At 58.8% G+C, this 24,472-nt stretch carries 22 protein-coding genes and 3 pseudogenes; 15 read left to right on the forward strand and 10 right to left on the reverse strand.

The genetic code is table 11. The features are described from left to right. Window positions 1-184: 184 nt before the first annotated feature. The 3 genes and pseudogenes from P3T16_RS27550 to P3T16_RS27560 form a co-directional block, all read right to left on the reverse strand. A pseudogene (locus P3T16_RS27550) lies at window positions 185-328 on the reverse strand (Zn-dependent hydrolase); the annotation flags it as partial. Window positions 329-400: 72 nt separating this feature from the next. Next, entirely contained in the window at window positions 401-829 is a 429-nt protein-coding gene (locus tag P3T16_RS27555; protein ID WP_429344698.1) for a (R)-mandelonitrile lyase, read from the reverse strand. Window positions 830-1,045: 216 nt separating this feature from the next. Continuing rightward, complete coding sequence (locus P3T16_RS27560; protein WP_429344699.1) at window positions 1,046-1,351, reverse strand: DUF4148 domain-containing protein; 306 nt, start codon at window positions 1,349-1,351, stop codon at window positions 1,046-1,048. A gap of 258 nt (window positions 1,352-1,609) precedes the next feature. On the opposite strand from P3T16_RS27560, the gene P3T16_RS27565 reads away from it, so the two are divergent. Beyond that, complete coding sequence (locus tag P3T16_RS27565) at window positions 1,610-2,032, forward strand: VOC family protein (RefSeq protein WP_429260016.1); 423 nt, start codon at window positions 1,610-1,612, stop codon at window positions 2,030-2,032. An 88-nt stretch (window positions 2,033-2,120) separates the two neighbouring features. Here P3T16_RS27565 and P3T16_RS27570 read toward each other — a convergent pair whose 3' ends face one another. From P3T16_RS27570 to gltP, 3 genes are all read right to left on the reverse strand, one after another. After that, complete coding sequence (locus P3T16_RS27570; protein WP_429260015.1) at window positions 2,121-2,597, reverse strand: GlcG/HbpS family heme-binding protein; 477 nt, start codon at window positions 2,595-2,597, stop codon at window positions 2,121-2,123. 508 nt (window positions 2,598-3,105) lie between these two features. After that, entirely contained in the window at window positions 3,106-4,380 is a 1,275-nt protein-coding gene (locus P3T16_RS27575) for an aminotransferase class V-fold PLP-dependent enzyme (RefSeq protein WP_429344700.1), read from the reverse strand. Window positions 4,381-4,438: 58 nt separating this feature from the next. After that, window positions 4,439-5,764: a glutamate/aspartate:proton symporter GltP gene (gene gltP / locus P3T16_RS27580; protein WP_429344701.1), complete on the reverse strand. Its 1,326-nt coding sequence runs from the start codon at window positions 5,762-5,764 to the stop codon at window positions 4,439-4,441. 163 nt (window positions 5,765-5,927) lie between these two features. On the opposite strand from gltP, the gene P3T16_RS27585 reads away from it, so the two are divergent. Next, window positions 5,928-6,893: a LysR family transcriptional regulator gene (locus tag P3T16_RS27585; RefSeq protein ID WP_429344702.1), complete on the forward strand. Its 966-nt coding sequence runs from the start codon at window positions 5,928-5,930 to the stop codon at window positions 6,891-6,893. A 228-nt stretch (window positions 6,894-7,121) separates the two neighbouring features. Continuing rightward, window positions 7,122-8,045 (forward strand): annotated as a pseudogene (locus P3T16_RS27590) (amidohydrolase); the annotation flags it as partial. A 551-nt stretch (window positions 8,046-8,596) separates the two neighbouring features. Here the strand turns inward: P3T16_RS27590 and P3T16_RS27595 are convergent. Next, the gene (locus P3T16_RS27595) at window positions 8,597-9,100 is read right to left on the reverse strand and encodes a DUF1993 domain-containing protein (protein WP_429344703.1); all 504 of its coding nucleotides are present in this window, start codon (window positions 9,098-9,100) and stop codon (window positions 8,597-8,599) included. Between the two features lie 276 nt (window positions 9,101-9,376). Here P3T16_RS27595 and P3T16_RS27600 point away from each other — a divergent pair, with 276 nt between their 5' ends. Further along, entirely contained in the window at window positions 9,377-10,279 is a 903-nt protein-coding gene (locus P3T16_RS27600; RefSeq protein WP_429344704.1) for a LysR family transcriptional regulator, read from the forward strand. A gap of 75 nt (window positions 10,280-10,354) precedes the next feature. Here the strand turns inward: P3T16_RS27600 and P3T16_RS27605 are convergent, their stop codons facing one another. Next, window positions 10,355-10,873, reverse strand: a complete 519-nt coding sequence (locus P3T16_RS27605; protein ID WP_429344705.1) for a winged helix-turn-helix transcriptional regulator — start codon at window positions 10,871-10,873, stop codon at window positions 10,355-10,357. A gap of 275 nt (window positions 10,874-11,148) precedes the next feature. Here P3T16_RS27605 and P3T16_RS27610 point away from each other — a divergent pair, with 275 nt between their 5' ends. The 6 genes from P3T16_RS27610 to P3T16_RS27635 all read left to right on the forward strand — a co-directional run bounded on the left by P3T16_RS27610 (window position 11,149) and on the right by P3T16_RS27635 (window position 20,082). Then, window positions 11,149-12,399: an efflux RND transporter periplasmic adaptor subunit gene (locus P3T16_RS27610; RefSeq protein ID WP_429344706.1), complete on the forward strand. Its 1,251-nt coding sequence runs from the start codon at window positions 11,149-11,151 to the stop codon at window positions 12,397-12,399. After that, window positions 12,396-15,587: an efflux RND transporter permease subunit gene (locus P3T16_RS27615; protein ID WP_429344707.1), complete on the forward strand. Its 3,192-nt coding sequence runs from the start codon at window positions 12,396-12,398 to the stop codon at window positions 15,585-15,587. Before P3T16_RS27610 ends, P3T16_RS27615 begins: the two co-directional genes overlap by 4 nt. Continuing rightward, window positions 15,584-17,062 carry an efflux transporter outer membrane subunit gene (locus P3T16_RS27620; protein ID WP_429344708.1) on the forward strand — a complete coding sequence of 493 codons (1,479 nt, stop codon included), beginning with the start codon at window positions 15,584-15,586 and terminating at the stop codon, window positions 17,060-17,062. Before P3T16_RS27615 ends, P3T16_RS27620 begins: the two co-directional genes overlap by 4 nt. A 118-nt stretch (window positions 17,063-17,180) precedes the next feature. Further along, complete coding sequence (locus tag P3T16_RS27625; RefSeq protein ID WP_429344709.1) at window positions 17,181-18,356, forward strand: MFS transporter; 1,176 nt, start codon at window positions 17,181-17,183, stop codon at window positions 18,354-18,356. Between the two features lie 42 nt (window positions 18,357-18,398). Further along, window positions 18,399-19,196: an isocitrate lyase/PEP mutase family protein gene (locus tag P3T16_RS27630; RefSeq protein WP_429344710.1), complete on the forward strand. Its 798-nt coding sequence runs from the start codon at window positions 18,399-18,401 to the stop codon at window positions 19,194-19,196. A 145-nt stretch (window positions 19,197-19,341) separates the two neighbouring features. Further along, window positions 19,342-20,082 carry an SDR family oxidoreductase gene (locus P3T16_RS27635; protein ID WP_429344711.1) on the forward strand — a complete coding sequence of 247 codons (741 nt, stop codon included), beginning with the start codon at window positions 19,342-19,344 and terminating at the stop codon, window positions 20,080-20,082. Window positions 20,083-20,705: 623 nt separating this feature from the next. On the opposite strand, the gene P3T16_RS27640 is transcribed toward P3T16_RS27635, so the two are convergent. Beyond that, complete coding sequence (locus P3T16_RS27640) at window positions 20,706-21,044, reverse strand: septal ring lytic transglycosylase RlpA family protein (RefSeq protein WP_429344712.1); 339 nt, start codon at window positions 21,042-21,044, stop codon at window positions 20,706-20,708. 315 nt (window positions 21,045-21,359) lie between these two features. Here P3T16_RS27640 and P3T16_RS27645 point away from each other — a divergent pair. Beyond that, window positions 21,360-21,494, forward strand: a pseudogene (locus P3T16_RS27645) (acetyl-CoA C-acyltransferase); the annotation flags it as partial. Between the two features lie 35 nt (window positions 21,495-21,529). Then, window positions 21,530-22,321: a 3-hydroxyacyl-CoA dehydrogenase NAD-binding domain-containing protein gene (locus tag P3T16_RS27650; protein ID WP_429344713.1), complete on the forward strand. Its 792-nt coding sequence runs from the start codon at window positions 21,530-21,532 to the stop codon at window positions 22,319-22,321. Between the two features lie 42 nt (window positions 22,322-22,363). Here the strand turns inward: P3T16_RS27650 and P3T16_RS27655 are convergent, their stop codons facing one another. Continuing rightward, window positions 22,364-23,023 (reverse strand): TetR/AcrR family transcriptional regulator, encoded by a 660-nt coding sequence (locus P3T16_RS27655; protein ID WP_429260591.1) that lies wholly within the window; start codon window positions 23,021-23,023, stop codon window positions 22,364-22,366. A 427-nt stretch (window positions 23,024-23,450) separates the two neighbouring features. Here P3T16_RS27655 and P3T16_RS27660 point away from each other — a divergent pair, with 427 nt between their 5' ends. The 3 genes from P3T16_RS27660 to P3T16_RS27670 are packed head-to-tail and all read left to right on the forward strand — an operon-like array spanning window position 23,451 to window position 24,401. Continuing rightward, complete coding sequence (locus P3T16_RS27660; protein WP_429344714.1) at window positions 23,451-23,699, forward strand: hypothetical protein; 249 nt, start codon at window positions 23,451-23,453, stop codon at window positions 23,697-23,699. 37 nt (window positions 23,700-23,736) lie between these two features. Next, on the forward strand, window positions 23,737-23,943 hold the full coding sequence (locus P3T16_RS27665; protein ID WP_429344715.1) for a hypothetical protein: 207 nt from the start codon (window positions 23,737-23,739) through the stop codon (window positions 23,941-23,943). A gap of 23 nt (window positions 23,944-23,966) precedes the next feature. Beyond that, window positions 23,967-24,401: a hypothetical protein gene (locus P3T16_RS27670; RefSeq protein ID WP_429344716.1), complete on the forward strand. Its 435-nt coding sequence runs from the start codon at window positions 23,967-23,969 to the stop codon at window positions 24,399-24,401. The last annotated feature ends 71 nt before the right edge of the window (window positions 24,402-24,472 follow it).

A 24,472-nucleotide genomic window follows, 5' to 3' on the forward strand; every position in this document is an offset into this window, starting at 1 on the left:
GCTTGAGCGTGCGATTGCGGCGCCATGTCCATGACCAGAAAAGATGTCGACGCATCGAGTCGGCTAACCGCTTCATAGCGAATCCCTGGCTAAAGCGTTTATGAACCGCCTGCTCTGAGTCTCGTTATTTATGTTAGGCGAGTTCGCCCGCGCGCATCAAGGCCTTAATAGCCCCCGGTCGTCGTCACGCTCCCAAACAACCGGCGCTTTCCAGTACGGCGTGGAGCAACACATCGGCTCCCACAGTCGCCCATTCCGCGGTTATCGCTTCTCCCTCGTTGTAACTCAGTCCGCCGATGCAAGGAATGAAGATCATTCCCGTAGGCGCCTGCTCGAGGCCAAGCTCGTCCGTCACACGCGCAAGCTCATCGATGCAAACAAGAAATGCTTCGCAGCGCTATTAGTGATCGTGGCCATGCTCACCGCCAGTAGGTCCGACCTGATATTCCTCGTCGGTAACCTTCTCCATCCAGACGACGCTCACGCCATCCAGAGCTTCCTGAACTCCGATGTGGGTCATGGAGGTAGTAGCAGATGCTCCGTGCCAATGCTTGTGACCCGGCGGGCACCAGATCACGTCGCCAGCACGTATTTCGACAATGGCTTCACCTTCGCACTGAGTCCATCCGCAGCCTGCGGTGACGATAAGCGTCTGTCCGAGAGGATGAGTATGCCAGGCGCTCCGCGCGCCAGGTTCAAACGTCACGCTCACCACTGAAACGCGCGCCGGCTCTGGAGGAACGTTCAACGGGTCGATGCGAACAGCACCCGTAAATTGCGCTTCAGAGCCTTTCATTGAAGGTTGCGAGCCTACACGCTTGAGATTCATGGTCGATCCGTTTCGGTATGGGAATTACCCGGCACTTCACAGTAGTGGTCCCTCTCAACGAGCGGCAATATCTCGTGAACAAGGTGTTTTTCGATCAGCTAGATATCAGACACACGGCGAACGACGACTAGCCATATCAATGCTCAACTACCAACAACCTGAATCAGGACGGTTGCACGATGACCGATAGCAACCGTCCCTCGCGCCTGGCGGCGCTCAGCGGCTGTACATTGCATTCCAGTCGGCAGCCGACACGCGGCTGCCCGATTGCGATGTGCTGCTCGACGCGCCACCGTAACTGCTCGCTGATGCATCGCGTGCCGCTACGTTCGCTTCGGCAGCCTGAATTGCATCGGGATAGCGCGTCGCATCGCCGTCACCGACGTGATAACTCACACTCTCCAGTTGCACGAGTTCTGCGCGGACCTGCGCACGTGTGGTGTGTCCCGTCGATTGAGCGAACGACGCAACTGGAATCACAAGAGCGCTGGCAATAATGGCTGCACGGATAATTGACTTCATGGCAAACACCTCGACTAATGTTGGATGGCCTGCAACAAACTCAGTTGTTTGAAGCGGTGAATGAAGTCTATGCTTCAACGTTGTCGGGGTTAACCCCTGATCGATCAAGGCATTGTTTACCGAGCGCGCGCGAATGCAGACAACGACTGGCTCGCAATGGGCGAATGTGCGCCCAACTACATCAATCGCGATCTGATCGCACCGCCTGCGCGCAATCTCCTTCTGCGATAGCATCATCGCCACAACCCGGAGGCTCGAATGACTACGAAACCACTAACGCTTGGCATCGATCACATTGGCTTGACCGTTCGCAATCTGAACCTCACTCGCGACTTTTTCATCAGTTGTTTGGGATGGACGCAAATTGGAGAGAAACCGGATTATCCGGCTGCATTCGTGTCTGACGGGCAGGTGATGCTGACGCTGTGGGAAGTGCAGAATCAATTGGGCCGCGTGGAATTCGACCGCAAAACGAACGTGGGCCTGCATCACCTGGCCTTGCGCGTCGGCAGTGAAGCAGCGCTCGAGGACGTATTCTCGAAGGTGTCCAAATGGCCCGGCGTCGAAGTTCAGTTTGCACCAGAAAACCTGGGGGCTGGCCCAAAGCGGCACACAATGATTTTTGAACCGGGCGGGATTCGGCTCGAGTTTGACTTCGATCCGCGCGTCTCGGCCGCCTGAGCGCGGACATGTTGCGCGCTCAAAAAGAACGCGCAACGTCGCCGTCGTGATGCGCGATGTGTCCGGTGAGAAGTACCGCGCAGCGGACTCAGTGCGGTAAGCGGTCCGCGACCTTCGCTACGCCCGCGGCAGCGCACACCTCATCCTTGTCGCCGCCGGGTGCGCCCCCGATACCGAGCGCGCCCACCATCTCTCCGTTTACCTTGAACGCTACTGCACCCGGCAACGCCATGACGTTGTGCACGGTCGCGAGCTGCGGTGCGTACGGACTCGTCTTCATCAATTCGAAAAAGCCACTCGACCGGTCGAAGCCGAATTCCGGCCCAAGCGTCACGACGGTGAACGCCTTACGCATGCTCGATTCAGCAGTGTGTACAGTGCTCCTGTCTCCGCGTAGTACCACTTGCGGTACCCCATCCATATCGAGCACCGTGGCGGTCACCCAATAATGCTTCGCTTCGCACACGCGAATCGCTTCTTTCGCTGCATCGAGAGCGACGTCGAGCGGCAATGTGTAGTGGTAGCCGGACGTCTGCGGTTCTTGTGCCTGAATTACTGGCGACATTAGCGACGCAACGCATAGTGACGCGGTCAGACAAAGACGTTTCATGATTACACCGTGTGGCGCCGCGATGGGCCGTTGTGAGAGATCGGTAAGGGAGTAGTGCGCACATGGACTCCTGGTACATGTGGGCTGCAGATCCAATAGATCATCGGCCACCCCACTCTAGCTTCAAACGTCACGCGCATACACACCCTGTTATTAAAAAGAGTTGTTCGCGTTGCGCAACAAGCCGCGTGCCGGGATGGCCGGTAGGCGCGGCGTGAACTGAGCGGAGGTGTCGGCTCTCCAATTGGCATGCGGCGCGCTGGTTCTTACCATCCTTAATAACGGGCTTAGCCTGCTCGGCATTGGCCCAGCAAACGTACTTCTGCTTAACGGCACGATGCCGTTCGCAGTCTTGCTCTTTGCGGGGTGCAGCATCAAACCGCATTTGATGCGATTCTTTGTTTTTGGCGCTAGACGCGCATCCTTTTCACGCGCCACCTCACGAGAGGTCCGAGCAACCGCTTTAAAGACTCGCCAGTTCTTGGGTGATCGCCAAAAAGCGCTCGACATCATGTGGCGCATTGCAATGGAGTGGGGATATCCGCACCGCGCCTGCCAGTTTGAATGACTTCAGCATCCGCCCGGAGTACAGGCTCGACGCTATGCGCTCATATACGATGACGCCGCGCCTCTCGTATTCGCGCACGGCATCGGTCGGCCCCAGATTCTCGAAGCCGATACCAATGATCAGGTCGCGCTTCGTCAGATCGGGATGATCCCAGAACACGCTGACGCCACCGATCTGCCTGAGACCGCGCTGCTCCCCATGACCATCGAGCAGTGCGCCGAGCAGTGCGCGCTCATGCCGATCGATGCGATGCATCCCCTGCACGAACAGCTCGCGACGATCACTCGCGTCGCCGAAATGGCCGCCAATCCACGTCACGTAATTGACGATCTCGGTAACGACCGCGAATTGCGCGGGCGCAGGGCTGCCGAGTTCCCACGCGGACTCGTGTTTTGCAGCGAGGCGGTGATGCGGCAGCATGGCCGCGCGCGGCGACAGCCACGCGATGCCCGAGCCGCGGCAGCCAAAGAACTTGTAGGGCGCGAAATTGATGCCGTCGACGGGCGTCTTCTCCAGGTCGATGACACCGTGCGGCGCGTGCTGGACCGCGTCGACGATGATAAACAGGCCCGGCTTCTTCGCACGCGCCCGCTCGACGATCCGTTCTATGTCGAACTTCGCGCCGGAAATGTTCGAGGCGTACATCACGCTGAGCAATGCCGTGTCGGCGTCGATCAGCGACACAATTGCATCGACGTCCACGCCACCCGTTTCGGGATTGCTGGGCGCAACGCGCAGTATCTTGTGCGTGCGTTGCGCGTAAAGCGTCATCGCATCGTAAGACGACGGGTGTTCGAGAATCGTCGTGACCACGTTTGTGCCGGGCACATTTTCCATGATCGCGCGCACCATATCGAACATCGCCCCCGACGCCGTCAGCGACGTGTAGATGCTGCCATCGCGCGCGTTCAGGATCGCACGGATGTCCGACTCGCCTTGCGCCTGGATGTCTTGAAGGTAGCGCGACCGGTCGTGGATGCGCTCCGGGCAATCGGGCATCGCGTCGATTCGCGCGTAAGTGTCGACGGCCGTTTTCAGACGGAACGACCCGCCCGCGTTGTCGAAGAAGAGGCGCTTTCGTCCATCGATATCGCGATCGACGTGATGAAAACGTGCGTTTATCGCCTGCATTAACGATTCGGGAAAGAACTCGCCCTGGCTGCTGCTCATCTGCAACGCTCCTGATCTTCCTGCTGGATAGTTGTCATGCGGCCGAAGTCGCCGGCGTTCAGGCGTCGAGCGACGCGAGATACGCTTTGCCCTTCTCCGCGTCGTACTGTCGTTCCCACTTCGCAATGACGAGCGGTGCAAGCGCATTGCCGACCACGTTCAGCGCCGTGCGTCCCATGTCCATCAGACGGTCCACGCCGGCTATGAATGCGAGCCCTTCGAGCGGCAGACCTGCGCTCGCGAGCGTCGCGAGAAGAATCACGAACATGAAGCCCGGCACGCCGGCCGCACCCTTTGACGTGACCACCATCGTCAGCGTCAGGACGATCTGTTCCTGCCAGCCGAGATGAATGCCGTAGAGTTGCGCGACAAACAGCGTACCGATGCCGAGGTAGATCGACGCGCCGTCGAGATTGAACGTGTAGCCGGTCGGCACGACGAAGGTCGTAATGCTCTTCGGGACGCCAAAGTCTTCCATCTTCTTCATCAGTTGCGGCAGCACCGTTGCCGAGCTGCACGTCGAGAACGCGATGATCAGTTCATCCCTGATGACCCGTAGTAGCGTGAAGAGACGAAAGCCGAACAGCCGCGCTGTCACACCGAGGACGACGAGCGCGAACAGGACGATCGCAAGGTAAGTCACAGCGACCAGTTTCAGCAGCGGCAGCAGCGAACCGAAACCGAAGCTCGCAACCGTGACCGCGATCAGCGCGCATACGCCGATCGGCGCATAACGCATCACCACGTTCGTGACCTTGAACATCGCTTCCGACACGCCCTTCAGCGTAGCGATCACCGGCTTGCGGAATTCTCCCGGCACGGACTGCAGGCCGAGACCGAACAGAACCGAAAAGAAGATCACCGGGAGCAGGTCGCCCTTCGCCATCGACGCAATCACGTTGTCCGGAATGATGCCGAGCACGAGGGCCATCAGTCCGTGATGCCCCTGCACCTGCTGCGTCGCCTGCTGATACCGCGAAATGTCTGTATGCCCGAGTTGCGACATGTCCGTGCCGACGCCCGGCTGCAGCACATTGCCGACGACGAGCCCGAGCACGATCGCGATCGTCGTGACCACCTCGAAATACAGGAGCGTTTTGAGGCCAATTCGCCCCAACGACTTGCCGTCCCCGACGCCGGCAATTCCGATCACCATGCTCGTGAAAACGATCGGCACGACGATCATCCTGATCAGCTTGATGAAGATATCGCCGGCGGGTTGCAAATACCCTGCAATCGCCTCTTCGCGCATGTCTGGGTAATGGTTCAGCACGAGGCCGGCCACGATGCCGATTGCGAGACCGATAAGGATCTGCCACGCGAGGCTGACTCGCGGCTTGCGAGCGACGTGCACGGCAGGCGGGTTTTCGACGACGGAATCCATATTCTCTCCAGACTGGGGTCAAAATCTGTGCAACCTGATGTCGCGGACAGCAGGCATCCCGAGCCACGCGATGAGACAAACCATAAGTAGCCAAAAGAAGCAAAAAAAGCGATTTTTTTGTATGAGAAACTATCGTTTTTCCTCATGCGAGAGAAACGACGCAATGATGACGTTCAAACAGATGGAAGCGCTCTACTGGATCGTTCAGTTGGGATCGTTCGAGGCAGCGGCAAACAGGCTCAATACGACGCAGTCAGCGGTATCGAAGCGGATCCAGGAACTTGAACGCGCGTTTGACCTGACCGTGTTTGACCGCGTGCACCGCAGCGCGAGGCTGACAGAGAAAGGTGAACAGTTCTTCGGGTACGCGAAGGAACTGCTCGACCGGCGCGACCAGATCGTCGAACAGGTCGTCTCGAAGGAAGCGCTGGTACGGCAAATCCGGATCGGCGTGACCGAACTGACGGCGCTGACGTGGTTACCGCGCCTGATCTCCGCGATCCAGGGAGCGTATCCGAAGCTTACCGTCGAAGCCGAGGTGGATTTAAACGCAACGCTGCGCGAGCGGCTCGCAGCCGACACGATCGATATCATCGTGGTCCCGCAAATCCATGGCACGGAATCCTTCGCGACTACGCGGGTTGGCGAAGTCGACAACGCGTGGATGTGTGCCCCTTCGCTTACCGCCAGGAAGACCGCGATTCCGCTCGCGGACATTGTTCAGTTCCCACTGATCCTGCAGGGCGGCCTGTCTGGAACGGGCTTTATCTACACGCGCTTTCTGCAGGAACACGGCGTGAGCATGCAACGAATTCTCGCGAGCAACAGTCTGATTGCGCAGATTGGACTCACTCTGTCGGGCCTTGGCGTGAGCTACCTGCCCAAGTCGTGCCTGAGCCATATGGTCACGCGTGGCGCGCTGAGGATCGTTCAGACTCAACCTGCCCTGCCGCCCGTCTCGTATGTGGCGTTACACCGCGCGGGCCAGTCGCACTCGCTTAATGCCGATGTTGCGCGACTCGCTGCCCAGTGTTGCGATTTCAGCTTGAACTTGCTCGATTCGGGCCGACAAACGGGGACTACGCTCGCGCTGCGCAAGAGGAGCACGCAAGCCAGGAAGTCGTCGTAGGGAAATTTCAACGTTTGACGCGCGCCCGCGCGTTTGCTGCTCCTCAGCGACGAGCCAACTGTTTCAACCCGCTTTCACCGTCGTGTCGGCACGATGAGACATAGCGCCAACGCTCGACTCCCGGACGACGAGTTCAGGCACCGCAAAGTATTGCACTCGTGAGGCTCACGACATCTGTACGCTTCTCGAGCTACGAATTGTGCGAAACGCTGCTGCCAGATTGGACGCGCACCGGGCCGCCTGCATGCCTCGCGAACGCAAGGCAAGATGCACGCCTGCGGACACGATGGACATATGTCGATGGTTCTCGGCGCGGCGCGCCTGCTTGCCGAGAGAAAGGACTTCAACGGAACCGTGCGGTTCATTTTTCAACCGGCCGAAGAACATGGCTGCGGCGCGAAAGCGATGATGAAAGACGGGCTCGTCGAGCGATACCCTGTCGACGCGATCTTTGGCGCGCACAATATGCCCGGCATGCCCGCCGGGACATTCGCCACGCGCGCCGGCGGCATCATGGCTAGCGAAGACAATTTCGTCATTCACATCAAGGCCCTTGGCACACATGCAGCCCGGCCACACATGGGCGTCAATCCCATCGTGATCGCCTCACAAATCGTGCTGGCATTGCAGACAATCGTGTCCCGCAATCTCGATCCGAGCCTGCACGCGGTGATCTCCTGCACGGAAGTCATTACGGACGGTATCCGCAACGTCATCCCGTCGAACGTGACGATCAAGGGTGATACGCGCAGCTATGCACCCGAAGTCCAGGCGATGCTCGCAACCCGCATGCGCGAAATCAGCGAAGGCATCTGCCATACGCACGGGGCTGAATGCACGTTCGAATACACGCACGAATTTGTGCCCACCATAAACTCGCCGGAATATGTGGAGCTTGCCGTTGCGGCTGCCCGCAATATCGCCGGCACGGATAAAGTCGACGCCAGCGTGCAGCCCATGATGATCTCCGAGGATTTCGGCGCGTTCCTTCAGTCCGTACCGGGCAACTTTATTTTCATGGGCAACGGCGATACGGGGAAGGAAGGAGGTATTCCGCTTCACAACGCGACGTACGACTTCAACGACGGCATATTGCTCACCGGCGCGCGATACTTTGCAGAGATAGCTCGACTCTCCCTCCCTCTTTCCTGAGTGACATCCGCTTCGAGTCCCCGGCTTCGTCAACGGCCAATCGGCTCTCGTCCGGATTTTCAATCATTCATTCATTCCTATGAGCGGCCTTTCGAATTGAGAGGCTGACTGACGACAATTGGCCGAAGCTCGCCCGATGCCCCCACGCCTGGACGAACGGGCCGCGCATCGCGCGTCAGACTGCAGTCGACCCTCTACGGCCAGTCGCGCTGACGCGTGCTTACCGACTGAAAACCGCCTGGTCCGGACGTTCAAGCCGAATTCTCGGGGACAACTGTTCGGCCATAGCCGACGTTCACGCGTCGCCGTTGGTAAGACCGCTTAGGGCTGCTCTTTTGCCGTTCACACACCGAGGCCGCGAACGTCAGTTCTCGCTGCAGTCGGATGAGTACTTGCGACCCCGAGCGGACAGTCGTCTTCTGGAAGTCAAAGTCCGCTTTCGATTGACAGGCGGTCGCTCATCGTACTGAGATCATTAACAGATCATCTTCGAGGAAAGCTGACGCTTTCCTCGGTCCGCATCTTGAGCAACGACTCGGGCCGCCCGCTACTCAAGCGTCGAAGGCATTGACTGGCCCAATGAAGTCCATCTTTCCAACGTCGATTCCATTCGTACGCAAAATCGCATAAGCCATTGCTACGTGGAAGTAGACATTCGGAATCACGATCTGCAGCAAATAGTTTTCTCCAGTTAGCTTACCCTGCACCCAGGACACTTTTACGATTTGATTGGCTGCTTCGGCGTACCGGTCTACCGACACGCTTTCAACGAAGTCGACCGTCTTACGAATGCGCGTACGCGCTTCGTCAAGCGTTTGCTCATTGTCTTCATGTCGCGGTGGCTGCTGTCCTGAAAGCCAGGCGGCCCCACCCTTCAAATAGTCGCAAGCGCTTTGTATCTGATAGAGCAACCCTCTCATGTCGGGAGCTAGACGCGTCGACAACAGAATGGCAACGTCGAACTCCTTCGCATTCGCAAAGCGCTCCGCCTTGTCGAGATAAGTCTCCATTGCTCTTACTGCTTGCACGCATTGCGCGATAGCCTGTGCATACATCGGCGTCTCCAGGGACATGTGTTGCCATGAACTCACGCTACGACGTGACACCGCGAAGGATCGGCTTCGGGTCATTGCGTGGCGAAAGATGCTTGCTCTCAATCTTGCATTTTGCTTTCAATTCCGTTTTCCAGCGCGGCCATCCATATCGATTCCGCAGCGGCGCGCTCCCCACGATGCGTGGGCGCTTGGGGATCAAGCTTCTGCGTGGCCATTTCCCATACAATACTGCGACCTGATCTTACGTGAGCAAACGCGTTGGACCGACTAGAAGCCATGGAAATGTTGCTGACCGCGGTGGACGGGGGAAGCCTGTCGGCGGCTGCTCGCGAACTGAAGATTCCTGTTAGCACGCTCACTCGCAAGGTTGCCGATCTCGAGGAGATGCTTGGAACCCGGTTGCTGATACGAACCACGCGAAAGCTGACATTGACCGACGCGGGCACGTCATACGTCGCGGCGGCGCGGCGCATCCTTGACCTCGTGCGGGAACAGGAGCATGAAGCCACGGGTGAGTTTGCGACAGCAAGAGGAGAACTGGTCGTTACCGCACCTGTGCAGCTTGGTCGTCTGCATGTTCTGCCTGTCATCAATCAGTTCCTCGCACAGTATCCGGACATCACAGTTCGACTCCTTCTCTCCGACCGAAACATCGACCTCATTGATTCGCACGCCGATCTCGCAGTGCGGATCGGAGAGCTCCCGGACAGCAATATGATCGCCACGCGCATCGGTTCATTGCGGCCGATCGTCTGCGCAAGCCCGGCGTTCCTCACCAAACACACGCCTCCACGCGAACCCGACGACCTCGTGCAGTACTCATGCGTCGTCTTCAACAGCCCGTATCTGTCGCCGTGGCGCTTCCGTCTTCCCACGAGCAACAAGATGTATATGCTCGAAGTGAAGCCCCGGCTCGAGGTCACTTCGCCCGACGCTGCAGTCAGCGCCGCAGTGGACAACGCAGGCATCACCTTCGTCTTCGAACACGATGCCGATGAAGCGATTCGGAACGGACAGCTCGAGATACTCCTGCCAAAGTTTGAGATTGAACCAGTGCCAGTCCATCTGGTTCACGTGTCGAGAAATCTCATGCCCATAAAACTGCGGCATTTCATCGATTTTGCGGCTCCCAAACTCAGGGAATCGCTGTCCAGATTCGGCAAGCAAAAGCAGCGCTAGCGCTTTTCCGCTTCCCTAAGCGTACCGTCACGCTCGGGCCACCCGCTGCGACGATCAGCCGACAGCCGTCGGCTCTTACGACTCCTCGGTCTGTCTACCAAGTACCCGATCGTTCCGGTTCTCGATGACGTCTCGCGTCGTCTTCGTGGCGCCCGGACCGGCAGCAAATCGAACGTCCTGGTACGTCAGCGCCTGCCCGCTCGTTGTGCGAACCACTACGACTTCTACTGGACGCCCACTCGCATGCTCCACCAATTTGATGGGCGGCTTGTCGTTCGGTCTGAGCCACTTGTCCCCCCATTGCATGAGCGCGACCAGGACCGGGTATAAGTCCGTTCCTTTCGAGGTTAACCGGTAACCGAACGTGTTTGCGCGTTCCGCGATCGGGAAGCGTTCGAGAATGTCCAGTTCGATCAACCGCTCAAGTCGTGCGGTGAGGATATTACGGGCGATACCGAGCCCGCTCTGGAATTCGTCGAAGCGCCTACTGCCCTGCGTACATTCGCGCACGATCAGCAGCGTCCACCACTCGCCCACCTCGTCGAGGGCGCGAGCAATCGAGCAGTCCATTCCACCGAAGCGTTTTCTATACATGATGGAACGGATCCTAACTCAAGTTTCGTCACGCAACTTAACCAGTTTGCGGGGAACAGCTTCCCGGTTTCGGCCAGTAGCGTGACGCAACGGTGTTCCCTATAGTTGCGTCACGAAACTTAGTCGACAGTCTCCCCGGGAAAGTCACCCCGGATCGCTGCCACATTCTGGATTACCGCGCTGTCTGCACACGAGACAGCAACGATTGATCACCTGACGGGCGAGCTGGGACACATCTCATCTTCGCACAGCCTTTCAACATACTTAGGAATGCCATGAATAACCGAATTGACCAAACCGAGGCAGGAGTGACCACTCCCACACGCCTGGCGAGATCCGGCTCCGTTCGATGGGTCGGTAAAGGTGTTGCTACCGTTGTGATTGCCGCCGTGGCAGCGACGGCGTTTCACATGCACTGGTCGAGTGCCGCGCGCGTTGTCGCACCGCCCCCGCCATCGGTCACCGTCAGCGCGCCTTTGCAGCGCGATATCGAGGGCCGGCTCGGCTTCCTCGGCCAGTTCTCGGCCGTAAATCGTGTCGAATTGCGCGCCCAGGTCGGTGGCACGCTTACCCAGATCCACTTCAAGGACGGCGATATAGTTCACAAAGGTGATCTGCTGTTTGAAATCGACCCGGAACCCTATCAGATCAAGTTGAGCGAAGCGACAGCCGAGCTCGAATCTGCAAACGCACGGCTGGTACTTGCCACGCGGGAGCTTGCCCGGGCGCAGGAACTCCAGCGCTCCGAGGCCGGCACAGTTGAAAACGTCGACCAGAAAGTGGCTGAGCAACGTGCTGCTGAGGCGGCTGTAGACAATGCAAATGCGCTGGTGCGTGACGCCCGATTCGACCTGGATCGCTGCAAGATCACGGCGCCGTTTACCGGCCGCATTGGCACACATCTCGTCTCGACCGGCAATCTGGTGTCCGGCAGCCGCGCCGGCAGCGGCCCAACGACGCTGCTTGCGACCATCGTCTCGCTCGACCCGCTCTATCTGGACTTCGACATCAGCGAAAACGACTACGCCGTTTTCCAGCGTTCCCGTGAAAGCCAGAACGGGCCGTTGGCCGACACAGTGAACATTTCACCGACTGGCGACGGTGGGTTTGGACGCACAGGCACGCTCAATTTCATCGACAACACGCTCGATCGTGCGAGCGGGACGATTCATGCGCGTGCAACGATTCCCAATAGCGACCTGTCACTCACGCCCGGTGGCTTCGCTCGCGTCCGGTTGGCAACGACTGCACCGCAACCGGCCTTGCTCGTCCCCGATGCGGCCGTGCTCGACGATCAAACCGACCATATGGTGTACGTCGTTGGAGACGACGACGTGGTCAGCCCTAGAAAAGTAGAGATTGGCGACCTTCGCGGCGGTCTGCGGGTGATTCGATCGGGACTTTCCTCGACCGACCGGGTCGTGATCGACGGCATTCCCGCTGTCCGCCCCGGTTCAAAGATTTCCCCCCACGCTGGAACGATTCAGTTCTCGGCTGAACAGGGTGAGGGAGGAGCAAAATCATGAAACTGACGCACTTCTTCATTGAGCACCCGCGCTTTGCAGCGGTGCTCAACATATTTGTTGTTCTCGTGGGCCTGGCAACCATGGTGTCGCTGCCAGTCGCTCAATATCCGAACATCGTTCCCACGACCATTCAGATCACGACCTCGTATCCGGGTGCGTCGGCCGATACGATTGCACGCACGGTGGCAACGCCGCTTGAGCAGTCGGTCAATGGCGTCGAGAACATGGATTACATTTCGAGCCAGTCGACCAGCAATGGCGAGCTGACGATCACGGTGATCTTCAAGGTCGGCACCGATCCAAATACGGCTCTCCTGCTGACGCGCAGCCGTGTGGAAGACACCCTGTCACGCCTGCCTGTCGAGGTGCAATTGCAGGGGGTGCAGGTGAAGAAGACCATCCAGGCGCTGCTGCTGGGCGTTCACGTCTATTCACCCGATGGCTCCCGTAGTCCCGAATACCTGTCGAACTACATGCTCAAGGTTCGCGATCAGATCGCGCGCTTGCCGGGAGTGTCGGACTTTCAGTTGTTCGGCGAGCGGCAGTACGCGATGCGAATCTGGATTGATCCGGACAAAGCGGCTTCGTACAACATCAGCGCCAGCGAAATACTTGCTGCGCTCCGCGCGCAGAACGCCGCTGTTTCCGCAGGCGTGCTCAATCAGCCTCCTGTCTCGAACAATGGTACGGGTGCCTACCAGATCAACGTCGACGCGCTTGGCCGTCTCAGTACGCCCGAACAGTTTGGCGATGTCGTCGTCAAGTCGGATTCGCAGGGGCGTGTCACGCGCATTCGCGATATCGGCCGTGTCGAGCTCGGCTCTGTTGACTACGGCTCCAAGGCTTATGCGGACAAATACGCCGCAACCCCATGGTTCGTGATTGCCACGCCCGATGCGAACGTGGTGAAAGTCGAGCATGACGTCTGGGCCAAAATGGCCGAGTTGAAAAAGAGCTTCCCGTCCGGTGTCGACTACATCAAGATTTACGACCCGACCACGTTTGTTTCGCAGTCGATCCACGAAGTCGCCAAGACCATCATCATCGCCATTCTGCTGGTGGTGGGCGTGGTGTACCTCTTCCTGCAGAACTGGCGCGCCACGATCATCCCGGTTGTCGCGATCCCGGTGTCGCTGGTTGGAACGTTTACCATCCTTTCGCTGTTCGGCGCGTCGATCAATAACCTTTCGTTATTCGGATTGGTGCTGGCCGTCGGGATTGTGGTGGACGATGCCATCGTGGTGGTCGAGAACGTCGAACGAAACATGGCGCTCGGCATGTCGCCGCGAGAGGCTGCACATCAGACGATGAACGAGGTCTCGACGGCCATCATGGCAATCGCGCTCACGTTGTGTGCGGTGTTCGGGCCCACAGCATTGATGTCCGGCATCTCGGGGCTGTTCTTCAAGCAGTTCGCCATCACGATCGCGGCATCCACCGTCATCTCGTGCTTCGTCTCTCTCACGCTGAGCCCTGCCCTGTGCGCGGTGCTGCTCAAGCCCCACGAGATGGAGAAGTCTCATGGTGGATCGACTGCGCTGGGCCGCCTGCATCACGCGGTGTTCGGCAGATTCAACGCGTCGTTCGAATGGCTGTCGTCGCGGTACGGAAAGATGACTGGCCGGTTCGTGCGCACGACGTCTGTCATGCTGATCGTCTATGCCGGCCTGATTGGGGCCACTGCATTGCAGATGTCGAGAATGCCCACGGGTTTCATTCCGGATCAGGACATCGGCTATCAGGCTGTCATTGCTTTCCTCCCTCCTGGGTCCAGTCTCGAGCGCACCGACAAGGTGGTCCGCGAGATCAACGACATCGTGCTCACCACGCCCGGACTTAAAGGCGTGACTCACACGTCCCCTGTGTCCGGCTTTGATGTCACCACCGGCACGATCGCACCTAACGTAGGGACACTTTTCTACGGACTGCCTTCGCTGTATGGCAAACATGTGCCTGGCGTCAATGCAGCGTCGATGCTGGTCGAACTGCGCAAGCGTGTTGCCGGCGTCAAGGACGCGGTGGTCGTCGTGATCAATCCGCCGCCCGTGCAGGGACTGGGCTCAGCGGGCGGCTTCAAGCTGATGCTCGAAGACCGTGGCGGGCTGGGACCGCAGGCACTCGCCAATGCAGCGCACACGCTCGTGACCGCTGCCAACAAGGACAAGACGTTCGGGGGTGTTTTCACGCTGTATAACGCCGGCGCACCGTCGGTCTATGCGGACATTGACCGCCTCAAAGCGGAAAAGATCGGCCTCACTCCGACCGATGTGTTTTCGACGATGGAGCTGTACCTGGGCTCGCAGTACGTGAATGACTTCAATTTCATGGGCCGGACGTATCAGGTGCGGGTTCAGGGCGATGAAGCATTCCGGCAGACACCGGAAGACATTGGAAGGCTCAAGGTGCGCAATGCGACCGGCGACATGGTGCCGATCAGCAGTGTGGCGACGTTCAAAAACACCACCCAGCCGTATCGCGTGCCGCGCTACAACATGTATCCCGCAGCGGAAATCATGGGCGCGGCCGGCCCGGGGTTCTCATCGGGAGAAGCCATTCAACGGATGGAACAGCTCGCTGATCAGGTTCTTCCAAACGGCATCACGTATGAGTGGACTGACCTTGCTCACCAGCAGAAAGAGCAGACCATGTCGCCGCTCGTGATCTTTGCTGCTTCGGCGCTGTTCGTGTTCCTCGTGCTCGCTGCTCAGTACGAAAGCTGGAAAACGCCGCTCGCAATCGTGCTGATCGTGCCGATGTGTCTGCTCGCGGCGGCGATAGGCCTGAATGTGCGAGGCATGCCGATCGACATTCTTGCGCAAATCGGCTTCGTGGTGCTCGTGGGGCTTGCTGCCAAGAACGCCATTCTCATCGTCGAGTTCGCCAAGCAGAGGCAGGAGGAAGACGGAGTCAACGCGGAAGACGCCGCTACCCATGCAGCGCACGTGCGGCTGCGGCCCATTCTGATGACGTCGTTCGCTTTTATAGCAGGCGTGGCGCCACTCGCCATTGCCAGCGGCGCCGGCTCGGAAATGCGGCAGTCGCTCGGCACAACCGTGTTCTTCGGCATGCTCGGCGTGACGATCTTCGGGCTCGCCTTCACCCCAGCGTTTTATGCCTTCGTTCGCAAGATCGGTATCAGGGACATGCGCGCCCTGCGCCGCAAACTCGGTAGTGGAGAAGCAAAATGAACGACTTCTTATCCCGGACTTCGAAAGCGATCGCGGGTAGCCTATTCGTCAGCGCATTCCTGGCGGCCTGTGCGGTTGGGCCGAACTATGTGGCGCCCGACACCCAGATGGAACCGTTCCACAACGCGAAGGTCGTCGCGGACCGGCAAACCACGCTGCCGGCCCCGAACCTCGATAACTGGTGGACCGGTTTCAATGATCCAGAGCTGGTTAAGGTGGTGCAGCGGGCGCTGGATCAGAACCTGAGTCTTCAGGCGGCAATTGCACGCGTCGCCCAATCGCGTGCCGCAGCTCAGGCGGCAGGTGCCCAGTTGCTTCCGACGGTCGATGCCAATGCGTCATATACGGCAGAACATCAGAGCGTGCAGAGTCCCCTGGGCGCGATTGCGAGCGCATTTCCCAATTACAGTCGCGACCAGAAGCAGTATGTCGCGGGTGCGACGGCAAGCTGGGAAATCGATCTGGCCGGCGGCCTGAGACGCGCACACGCGCAAGCCACGGACGAGGAACAGGCTGCCGAGGCCGCCCAGCTAGGAACACGCGTGACGGTTGCCGCTGACGCTGCCGACGCTTACCTGCAGATTAGGGGGCTGCAGGCGGAGCTGGCCGTCACCCAGGATCAGGTGGATACGGACGCGCGTCTGCTGGAACTCGTGAAAGCGCGCAAGCAGGCTGGTGCGTCTGACGAACGCGAAGTGGCTCAGGCGGAAGCCCTGTTGCGAGGGGCGCGCGCCACCGTTCCAACCTTGCGCGTAGGGCTCGAAGCACAGCTGAACCGACTCGATGTGCTGATGGGCGCGCAGCCTGGGACGTATGCAGCAGAACTCGGAAATCAGGCCGGTGCCGTTCCGGACGTGCCTGCAATCGGCAGCGGCGATCAGCCCGTGGACGTTCTGCGCCGCCGCCCGGACATCATGGCGGCGGAGCGCCGCCTGGCGGCTTCCAATGAGGCAATCGGCGTGGCACTGGCCGGCTACTATCCAAAGATTTCACTCGCCGGCGCACTGGGATTCGACAGCATCACAGGCAGTCATTTCCTGAGCGCGAAGTCATACGAACCAGTCGGGACAGGTGCGCTGCATTGGCGGTTGTTTGATTTCGGCAAGGTGGACGCCGAAGTCAAAAATGCGCGCGGGTCGTACGCGGAAGCACTGGCGCAGTATCGGGAGGCTGCGCTCAAAGCGACGGAAGACGTCGAAGACGCCTTTATGGCGCTCTCGCAAACGGAAATTCGCGCGCAGGAAATCCAGCAGGAAGTCGACTCGTTGACGAAGGCACGGGATCTCTCGGAGAAAGCGTATCGCGCGGGTTCGATCACGTTGACCGATGTCCTCGACGCCGATCGGCAACTGCTCGAGTCGCGCGACGATCTCGATGCGACGAAGGCCGACGCTGCGCGCGCCGCAGTGCGAACGTTCCGTGCGTTGGGAGGCGGATGGGATGCCCCGCAGCAGCAGGTTGCCCAGAAAGACTGACCCGACTTATCCAGTTTATGGGGAACAGCTTCCCACTTCCGGTCGGTAGTGCGATCTACCCCGCTTCCCTATAGTTTCGTCAAGAAACTCAACTCGCCATCCTTACGGAGAAGTCCACATGGATCGCCGCCTTTTAACGCTCGCACTTGGTATGTTTGCGCTCGGCACCGATAGCTTCGTCTTCGCGGGCATCCTGCCTGAAATCGCCCACTCGTTTGGCGTGAGCATCGGAGCGGCGGGCCAGCTGATTAGCGTCTATGCCCTGAGCTATGCCTTGCTTGGCCCGACCATCGCAGCGCTTGCCGCGAACGTTGCGCGAAAGCGTCTGCTGCTCAGCGGCATTGGACTGTTTGTCATTGCCAATCTCGGTACCATCGTGGCTCCGAACCTCGGCATCGCATTGGCCACCCGCGCTTTCGCAGGTCTTGGCGCGGCCATGTTCTCACCGACTGCCAGCGGAACCGGTGCGTCACTGGTGCCGCCAGAGCGTCGCGGATATGCCTTGTCCGTCATTGTCGCGGGTTTGACTACTGCTACCGCGCTGGGTTCGCCCATTGGTGCCGTGATTGGCGGGCTCGCAAGCTGGCACTGGACCTTGGTTCTCGTCGCTGTGCTCGGTGCAGGCGCATTCGCCGGTATCCTGGCGTTCTTGCCCGAAGTGCCGTTGCCGCCACCCATCTCGCTCACCAGGCGTCTGTCTCCGCTCACCGATTCTCGCGTCGGACTCACGCTCGTCACGACCGTGCTTGCCCAGATCGGCACCTTCATCATTTTTAGCTACTTCTCCGTTGTGTTTGATCGTGCTACTGGCCACCGCGCCATGGTCCTGGGTGGACTCCTGGTGCTATGGGGCCTGGCGGGAACCTGCTCGAATCTGCTGACTGGACGAATTCTCGACAGGATCGGTACGCACAAGGTAGTGCGCATCAAGCTTGCCATCGTCGCAATCGTCATGCTCACTATGCCGATCACAGGCGCACACCTTTGGAGTGCTGCGATCGCGGTCACGATCTGGGGGGCGTGTGCATGGGGCGTGCTGGTGCCGCAACAGTTCCGCCTCGCGAGCCTTAATCCGCCGATGACCGCGGTGCTGGTCGGTCTGAACACCTCAGCGACCTATATTGGTGTGTCCATCGCTGGCGCCCTCGGCGCTGCAATGATCCCGGTCATCGGCAGCCACAGCCTGGGCTACCTCGCCAGCATTCCCGTGGTCATCGCGATCCTTGTCTCCGAGCTCGCGACTCGCCGCATTGCATCGTTCGCAAATACAGCAAAACGCGTTGTAGCGGCGTAGCGCTATGCACGTCTCCTCCAATCCCGATATGAGGAAAAATCAATGTCTAACGCAAGCACATTCCATCAGCTACACGTCAATTCAACACCGCTCCGGTTGCCGAATGTCTGGGATGCCGGTAGTGCACGTCTCGTCGAGGCGTTGGGCGCCCAGGCGATAGCCACGACAAGCGCAGGTTTTGCGTGGGCATTAGGTTATCCAGACGGGCGCATTCTTCCTTTCGATGAGGTTGTTGCCTCTGTCCGACGGATCATCCGCGTTCTGAACGTGCCCTTGTCGGTCGACATCGAGAATGGCTATTCCGATGACCCAAAGACCGTTGCGGGACATGTCATGCAACTGGTGGATCTCGGCATCGCCGGCATCAATATTGAAGACGGCTCAGACGCAGCATCACTTCTCGCCTTGAAGATCGAGGCGATCAAGGATGCCTTTGTGAGATCGGGTTCGGACCTCTTCGTCAACGCACGCAGCGACGTGTTTCTTGCAAGTCTGGTTGAAAAATCGAAGCAGCCGGAAGAGTCGATTGCTCGAGGCAATCTGTACGCATCGGCGGGCGCGGATGGTCTTTTCCTTCCGGCTCTTGTGCAGCCATCCGATATTGAGATGATTGTCGGCGCAATCCGGCTACCTGTTAACGTCATGGCGGTTCCGGGGCTCGCCGATGCAGCGACACTCGGGAAGCAGGGGGTTCGTCGACTCAGTGCCGGCAGCGGCATCTCGCAAGTCGTGCTCGGCAAGGCGAAGGCCATCGCGCGAGATTTTCTGGAGAATGGTCGCTCTGAATTGCTCAATGACAAGCCCTTGCCGTATTCCGAGATTCAGGGCCTTTTCGCTTAACTGACGAACCCGCGAGGGGCAGGATGCCCCGAAGCTTCGATTGCCACTCAAATGCCAATATATTCGGTGATCGACATTCAACTGTATTTAGGTATGCTGATGTCAATTCATAACTGTCTGTATCGATTCACACACAAAGGAGATTGTGATGATGCTTAGTGGCAAACGCGCCCTGGTTACCGGGGCAAGCAGGGGTATCGGGGCTGCAATCGCGAAGGCTTTGGCAACTGCCGGCGCCGATGTGGCGATCACGTATGAAAAGTCGGCGGAACAGGCCGCCAGCGTCGTGAAGGCGATCGAAGCGGAAGGCCGGCGCGGTATTGCAATCCAGGCCGATAGCGCAAGTGCAACGGCCGTTCAAGCGTCCGTGCAGAAGACTGTCGAAGCACTGGGCGGGCTCGATATCCTGGTGAACAACGCCGGCATTCTTCGGATGGGCGATGTAAAGGATATTTCCATCGAAGACATCGACGCGACGCTTAACGTCAATGTGCGTGCGCCGATTGTGGCCGCAAAAGCCGCGATTCCCCATCTCAGGACGGGGGGGCGGATTATTTCAATCGGCAGCTACTTTGCCGATCGCGTCCCGGCCTCGATGCTCGGTGTATACGCTGGCTCCAAGTCCGCTCTCGTCGCGTTCACCCAAGGCCTCGCGAGAGAACTCGGCCCACAAGGGATTACGGCAAATCTCGTCCAACCTGGTTCCATCAACACAGACATGAACCCGGTCGAAGGTCCGTTCGCATCGACATTGAAATTGCTGACGGCCACGGGCGACTACGGCAAGGGCGAGGACATCGCACAAGCAGTGGTCTTCCTTGCGAGCGCCAGCGCCAGTTACGTCACCGGCGCCACGCTTACCGTTGATGGTGGTGCCAACGCTTAAGACACAACACCTGCGTCGGCGCGGGCGACATTCGCGCGAGTAGAGCTTCGTTCTCGAAAGCGCCTGGTGCAGGCGCTAGAGAGATATCACGGGCGAAAGCGCTGCCTGCGAGTTGTGCTCGGTCGCGCCATCTCGCTGCTGAATGGCCATCCTTGAAAGTCTGATAAACGCGACGAAGCGGTCGTTGGCAGGTGAATCTTGAGCGGCCCCTATTGGCCCGAACCTGGAAGTAGGAGGTCGACCATCCGAGTTTCTGAGACGCCGGGACCTCGAACTTCCGTAGCCGTAGGTTGCACTTCGAGCGAGTGACGGACATCCATACACCGGCAAATCCGGGACGATTTTGGCGATTGACGAGGCCCGATTTCTGCTCGGTAGCCGAGTATGTCCCGGCGAGGTGACTGCCGAAAAGGTTGGGGAATTCTTGATGGATCTGTTGCAGGCTTTTGTGGAAGTGGATCTGTTGGAAGAAACGCGCGCAGCCGCCATTCACATCTTTCGCTCGTTGCCACGCGATGAGGCGGCGTTGGAACGTTTCGCCCAGACCGGTCGTGAAGAACCTTTGCTACGCAGTCTTGCCGATGCCTTGAGCAAGCGATTTGCTCAGAGCACCGTCCAGGACTTCACTGCTCTGTCGTCAAGGTTCCGCCCTCGTCCGACCCCGTCTGTGTCTTCTCCACACGTTCAACCTGTACGCGCATCGACCGCGCGTCTGGCAAACCCAGGGCTTCAGCCGCTGCGTAAGAGAGATCGATAATCCGGCCTTTGACGTATGGTCCGCGATCGTTGATGCGAACGACAACCGACTTTCCGGTAGCCAACGATCGGACGCGCACATAGATACCAAGCGGCAATGTTCGATGGGCGGCAGTCAAGGCGCCGCCATCGTAGCGTTCTCCGTTTGCGGTCAGATGCCCCTGGAAGGTTGCCGAATACCATGATGCCTCGCCGGATTGCGCCATCTCGTGCTCGTGCCGAGGGCGACAGTAATCAGATCTGCACGCAGCATGCTTGGACGGAATCTGTCCGCAAGCAGTGAACAAAGCGCAGATTCCCAAGACTCCCAAATAGCGAAGTGATAGCACCATAGACCACCCGTCAGTCAATGAGACGTGGTTCTAAAGGTCTCCAAAAGTTCCCGTTGGCGGCATGCCCGAGTTACGTAACACCTTGACAATATTTTAGGTGACACGCGACGCTCCTGAAGATCAGACCCTCATTTCCTTGTCGGGGTCGTCGACACGATTGGCACAGGCCTTTAGATGCGTATTGGCTTCGTCGGCGCGACCGGCGCGCTGATCACTGTGAAGGCACTGTATGAACTGCAGCGAATCGGCGGCCGCTATGCGCTCGTGACAATGTGCATCGGCGGCGGGCAAGGCATTGCTGCCATATTCGAAAATCTTCGGTAGACGTGCTACATGCACGGTACGCAAAGGAACCAATCATGACAATCGAAACGCTAGGCGTCGTCGGTGCAGGCACGATGGGCAACGGCATTGCCCAGATCGCCGCTGTTAGCGGACTTAAAGTCGTTCTAGTCGACGTCACCGATGCCGCGTTGCCCAAAGGGGTCACTGCCATGACTGCCAGCCTCGAGCGGCTCGTCGCGAAAGACAAACTGGACGCGACGACGCGCGACGCGGCGCTCCGCATCGAAACGTCGACCGACTATCAGCGCCTCGCGGTCGCCGATCTCGTGGTCGAAGCTGCCACCGAAAATCTTGATCTGAAGATTCGCATCCTGAAGCAGATTGAATCCGTGGTGCGACCCGATGCGATCATCGCGTCGAACACCTCATCGATCTCGATCACCGCGCTCGGCGCGACGCTCGCCGATCCGTCGCGCTTTATCGGCATGCATTTCTTCAATCCAGTCCCACTGTTGCCGCTCGTCGAAATCATTCGCGGCTTGCAGACCAGTGCTGCTACCGCCAAAATCGTTCGCGAACTGACAGTACGGCTCGACAAGTCGCCGATCGGCGTCAAAAACTCGCCCGGGTTCGTGGTTAACCGGATTCTCGTGCCAATGATCAACGAAGCGTTCTTCCTGCTGGCTGAAGGTGTCGCCACGGCCGAAGAAATCGACGAGGAAATGCGCCTTGGGGCCTATCACCCCATCGGGCCGCTCGCACTGGCGAACCTGATCGGATTGGATGTACTTCTTTCCGTGACAGATGTGTTCTTGAGGGACTTCGGCGATTCGATAAAACCACACCGGAACGCGAGTGAGCCATGACCTGCGAGACGCCACAGACTCATGGCAGCACGTAGCGCGTGCTCATTCCTCAGCCTTGCCGAGGCCACTCCATACGACCTTGACAGCCTTGCGGAAGGCATGCAGTTGCGAGGCGCTGTCTTCACTCCAGCGAAGGAAAATAACCAGGCCCTGGCAACTGGACAGGATCAATGCGCCACGCAATTCGCGTTCTTCCATCGACAGTACCGGATTGAGTTCGCCAACGAGATTCGCAAAGAGCCTCGCGAACCGTTTTTGTATCTCTACGACGACATCGCGCGCAAACGGTTCATGCAGCGCCAACCCCCAACTTTCGAAGATGGCTGCAGGCATCCCAGGTTTGACAAACTCGGCGAAAGCGTCGTCGATGATCGCTTCGAGCCGCGCCTGCGGGGAGCGGTTTCTGTTTTCGGCAAACCCTCGAAAGCGTTCGAAGTACCGCTTAGCGACCTCCTCGATCGTGGCGCGCAACAGCGCTTCACGGGTCGAAAAATAGTGCTGTAACGTGCTCAGGCGAATGCCCGCATCATTGGCCACGCGGTTGATCGTGTACCCCGCGTAACCCGCCGCGATCAGCACGTTGATCGATACATCGATGATCTCAGGCACCCGGCTCTCCCGATTGCCGCGCCGTCTCGCGAGTGTCGCGGTTCGTGGATCAAATATCGCTGCGGAAGTGAGGGTCAGTTTTTTCACGTGCACTCCGTTCTGAGGCGCCAACTGTCTCGCTGTTCGGCACAAAGTTCGCGTCTGGCTGCGGCCCGTGGGGTCGCAACCGCCCTGTTCGACAAATCATCGTTGCGGTTCTACGTTTTCCGGATATCGCGTTGGCGAATCTGCGGTGCGACTGCGCCGCGGTCGCTTCGGGAATCGCTCATCTTAATAGGTTATCTAACCTGACTTAAGTATAGGTTGAGAAACCGGTTTTCCCAAGTGTCGACACGCCAAATGTCCAACGAATCAACGTATTTATGGGGAAATATCGTTTACCCTTGCGTCCAAATTAAGCGGTTGATTTATAGGTTATCTAACCTATATTTAACGGTAAGGTAACCGACAAGACGTTGCAATGTTCCCGCCACGGAATTGGCGAGACACGATGGTGGCGCCGCGGTGAGAGGAGAGCGAGATGGGTTCCGGCAAGATGTGCTTGCGATCGCTGGTCGCAAAGTGGTTTGGGCACTCTGCGGTGGTGACGGTACGCGTGATGGAGTTCAGTCGCACACCATCGGATCGAAGGCGCTACGTGCGCAACGGCGTGATGCGGCCGGACGGAAGTTTGACCATCGTTTTCTTCCGGCACGATGACGGTTCGTGGAACGTGTTCCCGGCAAAGGCGAGCACGCCGGCAATGCGCGCTTACCCGCTTGCGGCATGAGCGATGGGTCGATGTCGGGCGATCTCAGGAGAACGGAATGAACATCCTGGAATTGGCGGCGGATGCTGGAATGCTGATCGTACTTGACGGCAGAATCGGTCGCACCGAGTACCGAAGCGTCCATGGAACGCTGGATGCGTTTCAGCATTTTGTTCACGCGTTGGAATCGGCACTGGCGAATAACGAGGAGTCCGATGGGTTTCAGTGTCGGGGTAGCCTGTGCGAGGAGTCTTCGTCATCCTGAAGAAATGGTGCCGGAGCGCCACCATGGAAACCTTCACGCTGACCTGGAATGCGCATCTGAGCGCTGGCCATGAAACTGGAGCGGGCGCAGAACATGTTGGTGCCGGGTCGAGTTCGCTCACACTGCGGAGTAAGCTCGATTGGATGGAGAGACTGATGAAGGTTTCGGCAATCCACGCCTGGGTGACGGCGCTTATTGCTATCGCCGCGGGGCTCCCTCCGGTTTCGTCCTACGCTTACGCGCTCGATCCAAAGCGCACCTCCACGGGGATCTTCAGCAGATCGTCGTACGCGTGTCGAAGCGGCGAGTTGCTGCAGATCAACGCGAGTACTGCGGCGCCCATGAGCAGCAGTCCGCCCGCCGATTCCAGTTTGAGGAAGGTGGAGATTCCATCGGTGGTCTTGCGAAGCGCGTTGTCGATCACGATGCCCGTCCGTTGTCAGCGCATCAACTCGTAAAGGATGCGGATTTCCCGGCCGGCATTAGTGGCATGGAACTGTCCCGATGGGCGCTTACGCAGGGCTAGCGC

This window comes from Paraburkholderia sp. GAS42 (assembly GCF_050436565.1).
In the GTDB taxonomy this organism is placed as follows: domain Bacteria; phylum Pseudomonadota; class Gammaproteobacteria; order Burkholderiales; family Burkholderiaceae; genus Paraburkholderia.

Bases quoted from the DNA above. Each gene is read 5' to 3' on its own strand.
- P3T16_RS27555 (WP_429344698.1), bottom strand. From the start codon at position 829: ATGAATCTCAAGCGTGTAGGCTCGCAACCTTCAATGAAAGGCTCTGAA.
- P3T16_RS27560 (WP_429344699.1), bottom strand. From the start codon at position 1,351: ATGAAGTCAATTATCCGTGCAGCCATTATTGCCAGCGCTCTTGTGATT.
- P3T16_RS27565 (WP_429260016.1), top strand. From the start codon at position 1,610: ATGACTACGAAACCACTAACGCTTGGCATCGATCACATTGGCTTGACC.
- P3T16_RS27570 (WP_429260015.1), bottom strand. From the start codon at position 2,597: ATGTCGCCAGTAATTCAGGCACAAGAACCGCAGACGTCCGGCTACCAC.
- P3T16_RS27575 (WP_429344700.1), bottom strand. From the start codon at position 4,380: ATGAGCAGCAGCCAGGGCGAGTTCTTTCCCGAATCGTTAATGCAGGCG.
- gltP (WP_429344701.1), bottom strand. From the start codon at position 5,764: ATGGATTCCGTCGTCGAAAACCCGCCTGCCGTGCACGTCGCTCGCAAG.
- P3T16_RS27585 (WP_429344702.1), top strand. From the start codon at position 5,928: ATGATGACGTTCAAACAGATGGAAGCGCTCTACTGGATCGTTCAGTTG.
- P3T16_RS27595 (WP_429344703.1), bottom strand. From the start codon at position 9,100: ATGTATGCACAGGCTATCGCGCAATGCGTGCAAGCAGTAAGAGCAATG.
- P3T16_RS27600 (WP_429344704.1), top strand. From the start codon at position 9,377: ATGGAAATGTTGCTGACCGCGGTGGACGGGGGAAGCCTGTCGGCGGCT.
- P3T16_RS27605 (WP_429344705.1), bottom strand. From the start codon at position 10,873: ATGTATAGAAAACGCTTCGGTGGAATGGACTGCTCGATTGCTCGCGCC.
- P3T16_RS27610 (WP_429344706.1), top strand. From the start codon at position 11,149: ATGAATAACCGAATTGACCAAACCGAGGCAGGAGTGACCACTCCCACA.
- P3T16_RS27615 (WP_429344707.1), top strand. From the start codon at position 12,396: ATGAAACTGACGCACTTCTTCATTGAGCACCCGCGCTTTGCAGCGGTG.
- P3T16_RS27620 (WP_429344708.1), top strand. From the start codon at position 15,584: ATGAACGACTTCTTATCCCGGACTTCGAAAGCGATCGCGGGTAGCCTA.
- P3T16_RS27625 (WP_429344709.1), top strand. From the start codon at position 17,181: ATGGATCGCCGCCTTTTAACGCTCGCACTTGGTATGTTTGCGCTCGGC.
- P3T16_RS27630 (WP_429344710.1), top strand. From the start codon at position 18,399: ATGTCTAACGCAAGCACATTCCATCAGCTACACGTCAATTCAACACCG.
- P3T16_RS27640 (WP_429344712.1), bottom strand. From the start codon at position 21,044: ATGGCGCAATCCGGCGAGGCATCATGGTATTCGGCAACCTTCCAGGGG.
- P3T16_RS27650 (WP_429344713.1), top strand. From the start codon at position 21,530: ATGACAATCGAAACGCTAGGCGTCGTCGGTGCAGGCACGATGGGCAAC.
- P3T16_RS27660 (WP_429344714.1), top strand. From the start codon at position 23,451: ATGGGTTCCGGCAAGATGTGCTTGCGATCGCTGGTCGCAAAGTGGTTT.
- P3T16_RS27665 (WP_429344715.1), top strand. From the start codon at position 23,737: ATGAACATCCTGGAATTGGCGGCGGATGCTGGAATGCTGATCGTACTT.
- P3T16_RS27670 (WP_429344716.1), top strand. From the start codon at position 23,967: ATGGAAACCTTCACGCTGACCTGGAATGCGCATCTGAGCGCTGGCCAT.